This window comes from Streptomyces sp. NPDC012888 (assembly GCF_042900645.1).
Taxonomy (GTDB): domain Bacteria; phylum Actinomycetota; class Actinomycetes; order Streptomycetales; family Streptomycetaceae; genus Streptomyces.
Map to the genome: position 1 here is coordinate 154,653 of NZ_JBIBBM010000011.1, position 14,178 is coordinate 168,830.

Annotated in this window: 10 protein-coding genes; 7 read left to right on the plus strand and 3 right to left on the minus strand. The window is 74.4% G+C overall.

Annotation, left to right across the window (positions count from 1 at the left end):
• Positions 1-145: 145 nt before the first annotated feature.
• The 3 genes from ACFY61_RS20685 to ACFY61_RS20695 all read left to right on the plus strand — a co-directional run bounded on the left by ACFY61_RS20685 (position 146) and on the right by ACFY61_RS20695 (position 3,803).
• Positions 146-979 (plus strand): M24 family metallopeptidase, encoded by an 834-nt coding sequence (locus tag ACFY61_RS20685; RefSeq protein WP_389473884.1) that lies wholly within the window; start codon positions 146-148, stop codon positions 977-979.
• The gene (locus tag ACFY61_RS20690) at positions 976-2,748 is read left to right on the plus strand and encodes an SDR family oxidoreductase (RefSeq protein WP_389473886.1); all 1,773 of its coding nucleotides are present in this window, start codon (positions 976-978) and stop codon (positions 2,746-2,748) included. Before ACFY61_RS20685 ends, ACFY61_RS20690 begins: the two co-directional genes overlap by 4 nt.
• Positions 2,749-2,861: 113 nt before the next feature.
• A complete protein-coding gene (locus ACFY61_RS20695) occupies positions 2,862-3,803 on the plus strand; it encodes a MerR family transcriptional regulator (RefSeq protein WP_389473887.1) in 942 nt (313 codons plus the stop codon).
• A gap of 124 nt (positions 3,804-3,927) precedes the next feature.
• On the opposite strand, the gene ACFY61_RS20700 is transcribed toward ACFY61_RS20695, so the two are convergent.
• A complete protein-coding gene (locus tag ACFY61_RS20700) occupies positions 3,928-4,674 on the minus strand; it encodes an aquaporin (RefSeq protein ID WP_389473888.1) in 747 nt (248 codons plus the stop codon).
• Between the two features lie 119 nt (positions 4,675-4,793).
• Here ACFY61_RS20700 and ACFY61_RS20705 point away from each other — a divergent pair, with 119 nt between their 5' ends.
• The 3 genes from ACFY61_RS20705 to ACFY61_RS20715 all read left to right on the plus strand — a co-directional run bounded on the left by ACFY61_RS20705 (position 4,794) and on the right by ACFY61_RS20715 (position 10,313).
• Positions 4,794-5,366, plus strand: a complete 573-nt coding sequence (locus ACFY61_RS20705) for an RNA 2'-phosphotransferase (RefSeq protein ID WP_389473890.1) — start codon at positions 4,794-4,796, stop codon at positions 5,364-5,366.
• A 109-nt stretch (positions 5,367-5,475) separates the two neighbouring features.
• Entirely contained in the window at positions 5,476-7,338 is a 1,863-nt protein-coding gene (locus tag ACFY61_RS20710) for an HSP90 family protein (RefSeq protein ID WP_389473892.1), read from the plus strand.
• A complete protein-coding gene (locus tag ACFY61_RS20715) occupies positions 7,335-10,313 on the plus strand; it encodes a tetratricopeptide repeat protein (RefSeq protein WP_389473893.1) in 2,979 nt (992 codons plus the stop codon). The genes ACFY61_RS20710 and ACFY61_RS20715 overlap by 4 nt, the downstream gene beginning before the upstream one ends.
• 73 nt (positions 10,314-10,386) lie before the next feature.
• Here ACFY61_RS20715 and ACFY61_RS20720 read toward each other — a convergent pair whose 3' ends face one another.
• Positions 10,387-11,289: an LLM class flavin-dependent oxidoreductase gene (locus ACFY61_RS20720; RefSeq protein ID WP_389473894.1), complete on the minus strand. Its 903-nt coding sequence runs from the start codon at positions 11,287-11,289 to the stop codon at positions 10,387-10,389.
• Positions 11,290-11,423: 134 nt separating this feature from the next.
• Between ACFY61_RS20720 and ACFY61_RS20725 the strand changes: the two genes are divergently transcribed.
• A complete protein-coding gene (locus tag ACFY61_RS20725; protein WP_389473895.1) occupies positions 11,424-12,308 on the plus strand; it encodes a Cof-type HAD-IIB family hydrolase in 885 nt (294 codons plus the stop codon).
• Between the two features lie 136 nt (positions 12,309-12,444).
• Here the strand turns inward: ACFY61_RS20725 and ACFY61_RS20730 are convergent, their stop codons facing one another.
• Entirely contained in the window at positions 12,445-14,175 is a 1,731-nt protein-coding gene (locus ACFY61_RS20730) for a GAF domain-containing protein (protein WP_389473896.1), read from the minus strand.
• Between the last annotated feature and the right edge of the window lie 3 nt (positions 14,176-14,178).

The window sequence follows — 14,178 nt, forward strand, 5'->3', positions numbered from 1 at the left end:
GGCTGATGCGGCGTGGCTCCGGAGAGCCGACTCGGGCCCCGAGGGGATGCGGTTCGGTGCAGAACCCTTGACGTCGCCTTCGGGCATTGTCACATTCATCAGTGTCAACTTACGGGCGCGTACGGCAATGGGACGGACGGCGGTCATGACAGGGGACGATCTTCGCGGGTTCAGGGAGGTACAGCGGCTCGCCTACGCGTGCGCGGAGGCGGTCGCGGCACAGTTGAAGGCCGGTGTCACCGAGCGTGAGGCGGCCCGGATGCAGCGCGAGTGGCTGCGCGAGCGGGGGGTGCGGGACTGGTTCCACCTGCCGTTCGCATGGTTCGGGGACCGGACGGCGTTCGTGGACTTCCGGATACCGCTGCAGTTCTTCCCGACCAACCGGCGGCTGGAGCCGGGGATGCCGTTCATCCTGGACGCCGCCCCGATCCTGAACGGGTACGCGGCGGACATCGGCTACTCGGGCAGCCTGGGGCTGAACCCGGTACAGGACCGGCTGATGGACGACCTGCGGGAGCACCGCGAGCTGATCCTGGCCGAGGTGCGCGAGCGGCGCCCGCTCCGCGAGATCTACGAGGACGTCGAACGGCTGATGGTGCGGCAGGGGTACGCCAACCGGCACCGCGCCTATCCGTTCGGGGTGATCGCGCACAAGGTGGGCCGGGTCAGGGAGCGGCGCTGGTCGCCGACCGCGTTCGGGTTCGGGACGCAGTCCCTCAAGGGGCTGCTCTCGGACGCCCTGCACGGGCACCGCGAGGGCTGGTCCCCGCTGTGGAGCCCGTACCGGTTCTCCGACCATCCGCCGCGGCCCGGCCTGTGGGCGGTGGAGCCGCACCTGGGCTTCCGGGGTACCGGCGCGAAGTTCGAGGAGCTCCTGGTGGTGACCGACTCCAGGGATCCCGAGGAGAGCGCGTTCTGGTTGGACGACGATCTGCCGCACGTGCGGCGCTGGGCCGAGACCGAGGAGCGGGTGGCATGAGCGGGGCGGGACTCAACGGGGCGCGCGAACGCCGGGTGAGCACGGGCGGGGTCGAGTTGTGCGTCGTCGAGCTCGGCGACGCGGAACGGCCGACCGTCCTGCTGGTGCACGGCTACCCCGACAGCAAGGAGGTGTGGTCGGAGGTCGCCGAGCGGCTCGCCACGCGTTTCCACGTGGTGCTGTACGACGTGCGCGGGCACGGCCGGTCCACGGCGCCGCGGCCGCTGCGGGGCGGGTTCACCCTGGAGAAGCTGACCGACGACTTCCTGGCCGTGGCGGACGCGGTCAGCCCGGACCGGCCGGTGCACCTGGTGGGGCACGACTGGGGCTCCGTGCAGGGCTGGGAGTTCGCCACGGTCCGGCGGACGGAGGGGCGCATCGCCTCGTTCACCTCGATGTCCGGCCCTTCGCTGGACCACTTCGGGCACTGGATCAAGAAGCGGATGCTGCGGCCCACCCCGCGCCGGGCGGCGCAGCTGCTCGGCCAGGGCGCCAAGTCCTGGTACGTGTACATGCTGCACACCCCGGTGCTGCCGGAGCTGGCCTGGCGGGGGCCGCTGGGCAAGCGGTGGCCCGGGATCCTCCAGCGGGTCGAGGGGGTGCCGGCCGGCGGCTACCCGACGGACTCGCTGCCCTCGGACGCGGCGCACGGGGCCTGGCTGTACCGGGACAACGTCCGCGCGCGGCTGCGCCGGCCCCGGACCGACGCGTACGCGCACGTACCGGTGCAGCTGATCACTCCGACCGGGGACGCCTTCCTCTCCGAGCGCCTCTACGACGACCTGGAGCTGTGGGCCCCGGACCTGGTGCGCCGGACCCTTCCGGCCAAGCACTGGGTGCCCCGCACCCGGCCCGACCAGCTGGCCGCGTGGATCGCGGACTTCGTCACCGAGCGGGAGGAGGCGCCCGGGCCGGTGCCGGAGCGGCGGGCTCCGGGGAGGTACGCCGACCGGTTCGGCGGGCAACTGGTGCTGGTCACCGGGGCGGCCAGCGGTATCGGCCGGGCCACCGCCTTCGCCTTCGCCGAGGCGGGGGCGCGGGTGGTGGTGGTGGACCGGGACGCCGAGGGGGCCGCACGGACCGCCGACATGGCGCGGCTCGTCGGTGCGCCCGCGGCCTGGGGCGAGTGCGTGGACGTGAGCAACGAGGCGGCGATGGAGAAGCTCGCCGCGAAGGTCGCCGCCGAGTACGGGATCGTGGACGTCCTGGTCAACAACGCCGGGATCGGGCTGTCGGGGTCGTTCCTCGACACCACCTCCGAGGACTGGAAGAAGGTCCTGGACGTCAACCTGTGGGGCGTCGTCCACGGCTGCCGGATCTTCGGACGGCAGATGGCCGAGCGCGGCCAGGGCGGGCACATCGTGAACACCGCGTCGGCCGCCGCCTACCTGCCCTCGCGGACCCTGCCCGCCTACTCGACCTCCAAAGCGGCGGTGCTGATGCTGTCCGAGTGCCTGCGGGCGGAGCTGGCGTCCAAGTCCATCGGGGTCTCCGCGATCTGCCCCGGCATCGTCAACACCAACATCACCTCCACCGCCCGGTTCGCCGGCGTGGACCCGGAGGAGGAGAAGCGCCGGCAGCAGCGCTCGTCCCGGCTGTACGGGCTGCGCAACTTCCCGCCGGAGAAGGTGGCCGACGCCATCCTGGACGCGGTGGTGCGCAACCGGGCCGTGGTGCCGGTGACCCCGGAGTCCAAGGGAGCCCTGCTCATGTCCCGGTACACCCCCCGCCTGCTGCGCCGGCTGGCCAGGGTGGAGCCCAAGCTGTGAGCGGGCGGGGGACCGGTGTGCGCCCGGCGGCCCGCGAAGACCCCGGCACGGCCATACCCGGCTCCATCCGGCGGTCGTACCATCCCTCGCAGGCCATGTCGTAGGGAGCGGGATTGTCCGATCAGGCGGTAGCCGAGTACCGGATCGAGGACCTGGCGCACCACAGCGGTGCGACGGTGCGCACCATCCGTGCGTACCAGGACCGCGGGTTGCTGCCCAAGCCCGAGCGGCGGGGACGCTCCAACGTGTACCGGGACACGCACCTGGCGCGGCTGCGGCAGATCGCCGACCTCCTGGACCGGGGCTACACCCTGGCCTCCATCAAGGAGCTGCTGGAGGCCTGGGACGCCGGGCGCGGGCTGGGCGGTGTCCTGGGTCTGGTCGCGGAGGTGCACGGGCCGTGGACGGACGAGGAGGCGGCCCGGATCTCCCGTGAGGACCTGAACGAGCGCTTCGGCGGCCTCACGGACGACCGGGCGGTGGAGGAGGCCTGCGAACTGGGCGTGCTGGAGCGGGTCCCGGGCTGCCAGGACGAGTTCCTCGTGCCCTCCCCGCAGGAGCTGGCGGTGGCGGCGGAGCTGCATGCCGCGGGGGTGCCGCTGGCGGCGATCACCGGGCACCTGCGGGAGTTGCGCGGGCAGGTGGAGCACATCGCGTCGAGGTTCCTGGAGTTCACCACCGAGCACGTCTTCGCCCGGTACCTGGGCCACGGCACGGAGGACGGCTGCGGCACCGAGGTGCCGCTGACGGACGCGGCGGCCACGGAGGCGGCCGCCATGGTGCGCCGGCTGCGGCCGCTGGCCCAGCAGACGGTGGACGCGGAGCTTGCGCGGGCGATGCGGCTCTTCGCCACCCGCCATCTGCAGCGGCACCTGGGGGCGGGCGGGGCGGCGCATCCGGCCGGCCCGGCCACGGTGGCCCTGCCGGCCGGGACGGTCCGGGCGGTACAGGAGCTGGTGGGCGCCGAGCACGTGTCGGCGTTCGTACGGGCCGCGACGGAGCGGGAGCTCCAGGCCCGGGCCATGAACGACCTGGCGCGGCGGGGCGGGGAGTAGCTGCCGTCCCGCCGGTCCGGGGAGGGAGTCAGGTCGGTCGGTTCTTTCCACAGGGCGGATCACTCGTTTGCGAGCAATTCCCTCCGAATCGGCTGTGGACAAGGACCTGCTGCCTGTGGACGGCTCAACTGGCCGCTTCGTAGACCTGGTTGAGGCGGACGGCGGTGGTCCGGGTGCGGCGGGCCGGACGGCGGCCGTAGAGGACGGCGGCCAGGAACAGGCCGAGGGCCCCGCCGACCAGCTGGGCGGCGACGAAGCCGGGCAGCGATCCGGGGGCGATGCCGGTGAAGGAGTCGGTGAAGGTCCGGCCGATGGTGCCTGCCGGGTTGGCGAAGGAGCCCGAGGAGGTGAACCAGATCGCGGCGGCGATGTAGCCGGCGACGGCCGCGGGTATCAGCCGGGGGCGGCCGATCCGGCCCAGCCCCTGGATGACCAGGACCAGTCCGGCGGTGGCGACGATCTCGCCGACCAGCAGGTGACCGCCGTCGCGTACCTGGGTGGCGAGGGTTCCGGGGCTGCGGTCGAACATGGCCTCGGCGACCAGGGCGCCGCTGACCGCCCCTGCCGTCTGGGCGCCGATGTAGAAGAGGGTCTCCCGGGTGGTGAGCCCGTCCGGGTCGCCGGTGCGCCGGGCCCACCAGGCGGTGAGGGTGACGACCGGGTTCAGGTGGGCCCCGGAGACCGGGCCCAGGAGGGTGATGATCAGGCCGAGGCCGATGGCAGAGGCGAGCGAGTTGGCGACCAGGGCGACCCCGGTGTCGGAGCTGAGGGAGGCGGCTTGGATGCCCGAGCCGATCACCACGACCAGCAGTCCGGCGGTGCCGATCAGTTCGGCGGCAGCACGACGCCGCAGAGAGGAGGTGGAAGTCATAACGGAAAATGTATTCCGTATCTTGGAAGTGCGGTAGAGGTGTCCCACGCCGCCCCGGCGCGCCCCGCGGGCGGAAAACCACTGCGCCGCCCGCCGCCGACCAGGCAGTCTGGGGTGTCATGGACGACAGACGCACCGTGAAGGTGTCCAAATACGTCTCGAAACACCTCCGGCATCAGCCGGAACGCATCGGACTGGTACTCGACCCGCAGGGCTGGGTCGAGATCGACGACCTGCTCCGGGCGGCCGCAGCACACGGCTTCCCCTTCAGCCGCGCCGAGCTCGACCACGTCGTCGCCACCAACGACAAGCAGCGCTTCGCCGTCGACGGCACCCGGATCCGCGCCAACCAGGGCCACACCGTCACCGGCGTGGACCTGGACCTGCCGGAGGCCGAACCCCCGGCGTTCCTCTACCACGGCACCGTCCCCGCCGCCCTGGACGCCATCCGCGCCGAGGGCCTGCGCCCCATGCGCCGGCACCACGTCCACCTCTCGCCCGACCGGGAGACCGCCACCCGGGTCGGCGCCCGCCGCGGCCGGCCCGTGGTGCTCTCCGTGGACGCCGCCGCGATGCGCGCGGCCGGCCACACCTTCCGCGTCAGCGCCAACGGCGTATGGCTGGTGGACGCCGTCCCCCCGGAGTTCCTGCGCCTGCCCGGGCGGGGCTCCACCGCGCCGCCCACCCCCTAAATCGGGTAACGCGTTGTCATACCCTCCCCCTACGCTGGTGAGCACGATCAGTGAGGGGGGGTCCTCGCGGTCGCCCCATCCCACGCGTGCGCACCCGAGGTGACCACCCATGACGTCCGCAGACGGAACCGACACCACCACCGCGAACACCGCGAACAACTTCCAGGTCGATCTCCGCGGCCTGGTCGACCTGCTCTCCCACCACCTGTACTCCAGCCCGCGGGTGTACGTCCGCGAACTCCTGCAGAACGCGGTCGACGCCGTCACCGCCCGCCGCGCCCACCAGCCGGAGGCCGTGGTCCGCATCCGCCTCACCGCCGCCGACGGCCTGGTCTCCATCGAGGACAGCGGCATCGGCCTGACCGCGGAAGAGGCCCACTCCCTCCTCGCCACCATCGGCCGCAGCTCCAAACGCGCGGACGCCCACGGCCTGGAGACCACCCGCAAGGAGTTCCTGGGCCAGTTCGGCATCGGCCTGCTCGCCTGCTTCGTCGTCGCCCGCCAGATCCGGGTGGTCACCCGCTCCGCCCGCGACCCGCAGGCCGCCCCCGTCGAGTGGCTCGCCACCGACGACGGCTCCTACACCGTCCGCGAGCTGCCCCACGAGGCCCGCACCGAAACGGGCACCACCGTCCACCTCCAGGCCCGCCCCGGCGCCGAGGAATGGCTGGCCCCGGACCGGGTCGAAGAGCTCGCCCGCGAGTTCGGCTCCCTGCTGCCGTACGACATCACGTTCGACGACACCACCGGCCGCGGCCCCGTCCCCGTCACCGACCGGCCCGCCGTCTGGGACCGCCCCTTCCCCAGCCCCGCCGCCCGCCGCGTCGCCCTCGCCGCGCACTGCACCGACCTCTTCGGCTTCACCCCGCTGGACACCATCGACCTGGACCTCCCCGTCGCCGGCGTCCGCGGAGTCGCCTACGTCCTCCCCGAGCCGACCAGCCCCGCCCACCGCGCCGGACACCGCGTCCACCTCAAGGGCATGCTGCTCACCGACCGGGCCGACAACCTGCTCCCCGACTGGGCCTTCTTCGTCCGCGCCGTCCTCGACACGGACACCCTGCGCCCCACCGCCTCCCGCGAGAACCTCTACGACGACGAGACCCTCGCCGCCGTACGCGAGGCCCTCGGCGGCCGGATCCGCGGCTGGCTCACCGAACTCGCCGCCGCCGAACCTGAGCGCCTCGCCACCTTCCTGAGCGTCCACCACCTCGGGGTGAAGTCCCTCGCCCGGCACGACCCGGAGCTGCTCGGCCTGATGCTCCCCTGGCTGCCGTTCGAGACCAGCGACGGCTCGGTCGCCCTGGCGGAGTTCGCCGCCGCCCACCCCGAGATCCACTTCACCCGCACGGTCGAGGAGTTCCGCCAGATCGCCCCGATCGCCGCGGCCCACGGCCTCGGCGTCATCAACGCCGGTTACACCTACGACGCGGACCTGCTGGCCCTCCTGCCCGCCGTCCGCCCCGGCACCAAGGTCACCGAGCTCGACGCCGGCGCCGTCACCGACCGGCTCGATCCCGTGCCGACCTCCGCCGAGCTGGCCCTGGCCCCCTTCCTGGCCACCGCCCGCACCCGGCTGGAGGCCCAGAGCTGCGACGTGGTGCTGCGCTCCTTCCAGCCGGTGTCCGTTCCGGCCCTCTACCTGGACGACCGCCAGGCCCGCCAGGAACGCGACCGGGCAGCCGCCGAGGAGGGCGCCGACTCCCTGTGGGCCGGCATCCTCGGTGCCCTCCGCGGCTCCGGCCCGCGCGCCCGGCTCGTGCTCAACCACAACAACCCGCTGGTACGGAAGGTGGCCTCGCTGCCCGACACCGCCCTGGCCGGCACCGCCGTCGAATCCCTCTACGGCCAGGCGCTCCTGATGTCCCAGCGGCCCCTGCGCCCCGCCGACTCCACCCTGCTCAACCGCGCCTTCCTCGGGCTGCTGGAATGGGCGACCCACTCCGCCGAGGCCCAGGAGGAGCAGAAGTGAGCGCCATGACCCCCGAAGAGATCGCCAAGGGCCTCGCGGAGAACGCGTCCGCCCCGGGCGGCCCGGCCCGCAACGCCCACGCGGAGGCCCTCGTCGCCGCCGCCGAGGCCACCGGCGACCGCGCGCTCTTCCGCCGCACCCTGGACAACCTGATCGGCGCCTACCTGTTCAGCGCCGAGTCCCCGAAGATGCTGGTGCCGTTCGCCCGTCTGCTCCAGGAGTACGACAACGACCCGGGAGCGTTCGGCTCCTGGGAGGTCCACACGCTCTTCTGGCAGTTCAAGTGGGTGGCCAACGCGCTCACCAACTCCCCCGACATCTCCCTGGAGTCGGCCACCGGCTGGCTCGACGAGATGGAACGCCGCTACCGGCTGGCCGGTCACAGCGAACGCCCGGTCCGTGAGGCCGAGATGTGGCTCGCCGACTCCACCGGCGACGACGCCCGCGCCGAACGCGCCCACCGCGCCTGGCTGAAGGCCGAACGCGACGAGATGAGCGACTGCCACGCCTGCGAGATCAACGGCCAGGGGCAGTACGCCCTGCTCCGCGGCGACGACACCCGTGCCCTCGACGTCTGGGCACCGGTCCTGGAGCGGCAGCGGACCTGCGCCGAGGAGCCGCACAGGGTCATGGCCCGCGCCCTGCTCCCGCTGCTCCGCCTGGGCCGGCTGGACGAGGCCCGCGCGCACCACCTGCACGGGTACCGGCTGTCCCGGGGCAACGAGAGCCTGCTGCCCGCCATCGGCCGGCACATGGAGTTCTGCGCCCTCACCGGGAACGAGTCCCGGGGCCTGGAGATCCTCGCCGAGCACACCGCCCAGCTCCGCCCGCTCGCCAACGCCAACAGCCAGCTCGCCTTCCACGGCGGCGTCCTGGTCCTGCTCCGCCGCCTGACGGAACTGGGCCACGGCACCATGCCCGCCCCCGCCTATGACGGCGGCCGGCGCACCGTCGCCGAGCTGTACGAGTTCCTGCACGCGGAATCGCTGGCCATCGCCCGGCGCTTCGACGCCCGCAACGGCACCACCCGGGTCTCGGAGCGGTTCGCCGCCCGGATCGCGCGGGCCCCGCTCACCGACCTGCTGCCGCTCGGCGTACGCAGCCCCGCCCTGCCCCGGCCGGCGACCGGGGCCGCCGCGCCGGCGCCGCCGGCCCCCGGGCGGGAGGCGGCCACCGCCGGGGAGACGGGCCGGGCCGGGGCCGCCGCCCGCGAGGAGTTCGCCGATCTGCTGGCCGCCGCGCGGGAGGCCCGGGCCCAGCTCCGGCCGGACGCACGGGAGCTGTGGGCCCGCGTCTCCGCCCGGGCCGCCGCGCGACCGGACACCGCCGGGGACACCGTGGACCCGCTGCTCGCCGCCGACCTGCTCGAACACCGGGCCGTGGAAGCGGCCCTGGCCGGCGAGGACACCGCCCGCGAGCAGTTCGTCCGGGTCCGCGACGCCTACCTGGCGGCCGGCGCGGCCGGCCGGGCCGTGCTGGCGGAGTGCCGCATCGCCATGGCCGCCGCCCAGGTCGGCGCCGGGCCGGCGGAGGTCCGCGCCCTGTTGGACGACGCCGCCCGCTCGGCCCGGGCGCTGGCCCAGGACGACCCGTACCGGGCCCGCCGGATCGCGCACACCGAGCTGACCCGGCTCCGCATGGAGGCCTACCTGCGCCGGGACGAGGGATCCGCGGCGGACGCCGAACTCGCGGGGGAGCTTGCCGCGTTCGCCCGGTCGCTGGCCGGCCCGGCCGGGGAGGGCGCCGCCGACGTGCTGGCCGAAGCGGAGGAACAGCTCGCCCGGTACGCGCTGGAGCAGGGCGACACCGGGCGGGCCGAGGCGCTGCTGGCCTCGGCGGCCTCCCGGGGGCCCGCCGCGGGAAGGCCCTGGCTGGCGGTGGAGCCGCTGACGCTCCGCGCCGACGTGCTGGGCGCCATGGGCCGCGTCGCCGAGGCGGAGGAGTCGGCCCGCGCCGCCGTGGAGCACGCGGAGCGGACCGGCCCGGAGACCCAGGGCTCGGCCCGGCTGACCCTGGCGAACGTACTGCTGCACACCGGCGCGTCCGCGGAGGCCCTGGTGCACGCACTCGACGCGGCCCATTGGTTCGACCGGGCGGGGCTGGCGGTCGAGGGCGCCCGCGCGCGCCTGCTGCTGGCCCGCGCCTACGCACGGGAGGACCGGAACGCGGAGGCCGCGGAGGTGCTCCAGTCGGCCCTGCCGGACGTGCTGGAGCAGGGGCCGGAGGCTGCGGTCGGCGCCCGCGAGTTCCTCGGAGACCTGCTGGGCGGGCTGGGCGACCACCGGGCGGCGGCGGAGCAGTACCTGCTGGCCGCGGACATCGCGAAGGACTGGCCGGACCCGCGCCCGCAGGCGTCCCTGGCGCACTCGGCGGCCGAGGCACTGTCCTCCGCCGGGCTGCCGGAGGAGTCCGTCGCGGCGTACGAGCGGGCCCTGGAGCTGCACTCCCGGCACGGCGGGCAGCCCGTGGCCGAGGTGCGGATCCTGCGCTCGCTGGTCTGGCTCGGCCTGCGGGACGGGGTCACCGAGGAGGGGCTCGCGGAGGCCCGGGGCCGGATGGAGGCGGCGGAGCGCGTGCTGTGGGCAGCGCTGGAACCGGCTCCGGGCGATCCCCGGCTGCGGGCGGAGCTGGCCCAGACCTGGCACCAGCTGGCCCAGGTCCTCGACCGGCGCGTCACCGACCTCGCAGAGGCGGACGACGGGGACGCGGACGAGGTCCGGCAGCTGCGCGAGGAGGAGGTCCGCCTGTGGGGCCGGGCGGCCGGGGTCTACCGGGAACTGGGGGCGGACCACTGGCAGGAGCGGCTCCAGTGCGTGAACAACGCGGCGTGGACCGAGCACGAGCTGGAACGCCGCGGAGCGGCCGAGGCCCGGGTGGAGGCGCTGGTCGCGGAGGTGCGCTCGCTCCCCGCCGACGCCGTCCCCGACTGGGTGCCGCGGCGCGCCGAGCGGATCCTCGAGGCCCTGCGCGACTGAGCCGCCGGGGCCGGACGGCCGGGCTTCGAGGGCCCGGCCGGCCTGCCCCGGCCGGGTCGCCCCGGCCGGACCGTCAGCCCAGCTGGGCCGCGGCCTCGGTCGCGATCTTCTCGAAGACCGCCTCGTCCGCGGCGAAGTCGGAGTCGGGGATCGGGGCGTGGACGACGATCTCGGTGAAGCCGAGTTCGCGGTAGGGCCCCGCGAAGTCCACGAAGGCGTCCAGCGAGTCCAGGACGGAGTTCTTCTCCGGCGTGAAGCCGGTCAGCAGGACCTTGTCCAGTCCGCCGACGTCCCGGCCCAGTTCCGCACACGCCTTGCCCAGCTTCTCCAGCTGTCCCCGGACGGCCTCGAGGGACTGCTCGGGGGTGCCCTCCTCGTACAGCTTCGGGTCACCGGTGGTCACCCACGCCTGCCCGTGCGCCGCGGTCAGCCTCATCCCGCGCGGGCCGGTCGCGGCGACCGCGAACGGCAGCCGCGGCCGCTGCACGCAGCCGGGGATGTTGCGGGCGCCGTCCGCCGAGTAGAACCGGCCGTCGTGGCTGACCGCGCCCTCGGTCAGGAGCCGGTCCAGCAGCGGCAGGAACTCGCCGAAGCGGTCGGCGCGCTCCCGGGGGGTCCACGGTTCCTGCCCGAGCGTGCTCGCGTCGAAGCCGTTGCTGCCCGCGCCGATGCCGAGGGTGATCCGGCCGCCGGAGACGTCGTCCAGCGAGATCAGTTCCTTGGCCAGGGTCACCGGGTGCCGGAAGTTCGGCGAGGTGACGAGGGTGCCCAGGCGGATCCGCCCGGTCGCGGCGGCGGCCGCGGTGAGCGTGGGGACCGCCCCGAACCACGGGCCCTCGCGGAAGCTCCGCCACGCGAGGTGGTCGTAGGTGTAGGCGGTGTGGAAGCCGAGCCGTTCGGCGCGCAGCCACTGGTCGCGGCCGCCCTCGTGCCAGCGGCGTACCGGGAGGATCACGGTGCTCAGACGCAGACTCATGCCACAGAGCCTACGGCGCCCCCCGCCGGTCCCGCCCGCCCCGCGGGTCGCACCGGCGGGCCGGCACCGCCACCGGGCACCTACCTGACGGGTATGCCCGCGGGTTGCCCCGCGCGCGTCCGGCCGGACCCGCCATGGGTGAAGATGGTCCCGTGACCTCGGCTTCCCCGCGCCCCGTGACCCGGCTCATCGCCACCGACCTCGACGGCACGCTGCTGCGTGATGACAAGTCCGTGTCCCCGCGGACCGTCGCCGCGCTCGCCGCGGCGGAGGAGGCCGGCATCCTGGTCTTCTTCGTCACCGGCCGGCCCGCCCGCTGGATGGACGTGGTCAGCGACCACGTCCACGGCCACGGCCTGGCCATCTGCGCCAACGGCGCGGCCGTGGTCGACCTGCACGCCGACGGCCGGATCATCGAGGTCCGCCCGTTGGCCCGGCCGGCCGCGCGGGCCGTGGTCGACCTGCTGCGGGAGGCCGCCCCCGGCACCTCCTTCGCGGTCGAGCTGACCACCGGCATCCACTACGAGCCGGCGTACCCTCCGTTCTTCCAGGACCCGGGTGCGACCGTGGCCACCGCCGAGAAGCTGCTGCGGGAGGAGCGGGAGGAACAGGGCAGCCTCTCCGCCCCCGTGCTGAAGCTGCTGGCCCACCACCCCGAGCTGGACCCGGACGAGTTCCTCACGCTGGCCCGCGCCGCCGTCGGCGACCTCGCCTCCATCACCCGGTCCAGCCCGACCGCCCTGCTGGAGATCAGCGGCCCCGGCGTCTCCAAGGCCAGCACCCTCGCCCTCGCCTGCGCCGAGCGGGGCATCTCCGCGGCCGAGGTGGTCGCCTTCGGCGACATGCCCAACGACGTGGAGATGCTCACCTGGGCCGGCACCTCCTACGCCATGGGCAACGCCCACCCGGCCGTGATCGCCGCCGCGTCGGGCCGCACGGTGGCCAACGAGGAGGACGGGGTCGCCGTGGTGATCGAGCGCATCCTCGCCGAACGCGACCAGGCCGCCCACGGCGTCTAGCGAACCAGGCCGACCCGGCAGACCGGGCGGCCCGGTCTGCCGGGTCGGCCCGGTCTGCCGGGTCGGCCCGGTCTGCCGGGTCGGCCCGGTCTGCCGGGTCGGCCCGGTGGGCCCGGCCGACCGCGGCGGGGCCGGGTCACAGCGGCGCCTCCCACACCAGGGTCGTGCCGCCGCCGTCCTCGCCGATGCCCGGCCCGTACGAACTGGAGCCGCCCAGCGACTCGGCCCGCCGGCGCAGGTTCCGCAGCCCGCTGCGCCGGCCGCCCTCCGGGATGCCCACCCCGTCGTCGGCCACCTCCAGCCGCACCCCCGGACGGCCGTCGGGCAGGGTGACCGTGCAGTCCAGGACCACCTCGATCCGGGTCGCCCCGGCATGCCGGAACGCGTTGGACAGGGCCTCCCGCAACGCGGCGATCAGGTTCTTGCCGACCAGCTCCCCGACCATCGCGTCCACCGGCCCCAGGAACCGGTGCGAGGGTTTGAAGCCCAGCGGCACGGCTGCCATGTTGATCTCCCGCAGCACCCTCGTGCGCAACCCCGACGGGGCCTCCGCCGGCCCCTGCTGGAGCGCGAAGATCGCCGTACGGATCTCCTGGATCGTCACGTCCAGCTCGTCCACGGCCTTGCCGACCCCGTCCCGGACCTCGGGCACCACGGACCGGCGCTGCGCCCCCTCCAGCATCATCCCGGTGGCGAACAGCCGCTGGATGACCAGGTCGTGCAGGTCCCGGGCGATCCGGTCGCGGTCCTCGAACACCGCCAGCCGCTCCCGGTCCCGCTGCGCCTCGGCCATCATCAGCGCCAGCGCCGCCTGGGAGGCGAACTGCGTCGCCAGGGTCCGCTCCGCCTCGCTGAAGGGCCGGTCGCCCCTGGCCCGCGGCGTCACCAGCGCACCCAGCACCCGCCCGCCACTCTGCAGCGGAAGCAGCATGCAGGGCCCGTACGGGCTGGTCAGGCGGCTGACCATGCGCGGATCCGCGGCCGCGTCGTCCACGAACAGCGGCTCGCCCTCCATCAGCCGGCGCACCACCGGGCTCTCCGCGGGGATCAGCATGCCGAGCGAGGTCGCCTGGTTCTCCGAGGAGACCGCGACGATCTCCATGCCTCCGCCGTCCGCGGCCGCGGGCAGCATCACGATCCCGGCCGCCGAGTCCGCGAGGCGGCGGGCCTGCTCGGCCACCACCGACAGTGCGTCGTCGGCGTCCCCGCCGGACAGCAGGGCCGTGGTCACGGCCACCGAGCCGTCGATCCAGCGCTCCCGCTGGGTGGCCGCCTCGTACAGGCGGGCGTTGCCGATGGCGATCCCCGCTTCGGTGGCCAGCACCCGGACCATGTGGACGTCGTAGTCGTTGAACTCCTCACCGCCCCGCTTCTCGGCCAGGTAGAGGTTGCCGAAGATCTCGCCCTGCACGCGGATCGGCACCCCGAGGAAGGTCTTCATCGGCGGATGGTGCGCGGGGAACCCCGAAGACCTCGGATCCTGCGTCAGATCGCCGAGCCGGACCGGGTCCGGGTGCCTGATCAGCGCGCCCAGCAGACCGCGCTTGCCGTCCGGCCGGTGCCCGATCCTCCGGGCCTGCTCCTCCGCGATGCCGTGGGTCACGAAATCGGACAGCCCGCGGCCCTCGGTGTCGACCACGCCGATGGCCGCGTAGCGGGCGCCGGCGAGTTCGGCCGCGGTCTCGCAGATCCGGTCGAGGGTGGAGTGCAGCTCCAGCCCGGTGCCGACCGAGCGCATCGCCTCCAGCAGCTGCGGGACCCGGGCGGTGAGCTCGGTGGAGAGCCCCTGCAGACTGCGCGTGGCCTCCGCGGCGGCCTGGGCCGGGTCGGGGGGCTCGGGCGGCTGCGGCGACTCCTGCACTGACATGCC

Bases quoted from the DNA above. Each gene is read 5' to 3' on its own strand.
- ACFY61_RS20700 (WP_389473888.1), bottom strand. From the start codon at position 4,674: ATGACTTCCACCTCCTCTCTGCGGCGTCGTGCTGCCGCCGAACTGATC.
- ACFY61_RS20685 (WP_389473884.1), top strand. From the start codon at position 146: ATGACAGGGGACGATCTTCGCGGGTTCAGGGAGGTACAGCGGCTCGCC.
- ACFY61_RS20690 (WP_389473886.1), top strand. From the start codon at position 976: ATGAGCGGGGCGGGACTCAACGGGGCGCGCGAACGCCGGGTGAGCACG.
- ACFY61_RS20705 (WP_389473890.1), top strand. From the start codon at position 4,794: ATGGACGACAGACGCACCGTGAAGGTGTCCAAATACGTCTCGAAACAC.
- ACFY61_RS20725 (WP_389473895.1), top strand. From the start codon at position 11,424: ATGGGTGAAGATGGTCCCGTGACCTCGGCTTCCCCGCGCCCCGTGACC.
- ACFY61_RS20730 (WP_389473896.1), bottom strand. From the start codon at position 14,175: ATGTCAGTGCAGGAGTCGCCGCAGCCGCCCGAGCCCCCCGACCCGGCC.
- ACFY61_RS20710 (WP_389473892.1), top strand. From the start codon at position 5,476: ATGACGTCCGCAGACGGAACCGACACCACCACCGCGAACACCGCGAAC.
- ACFY61_RS20720 (WP_389473894.1), bottom strand. From the start codon at position 11,289: ATGAGTCTGCGTCTGAGCACCGTGATCCTCCCGGTACGCCGCTGGCAC.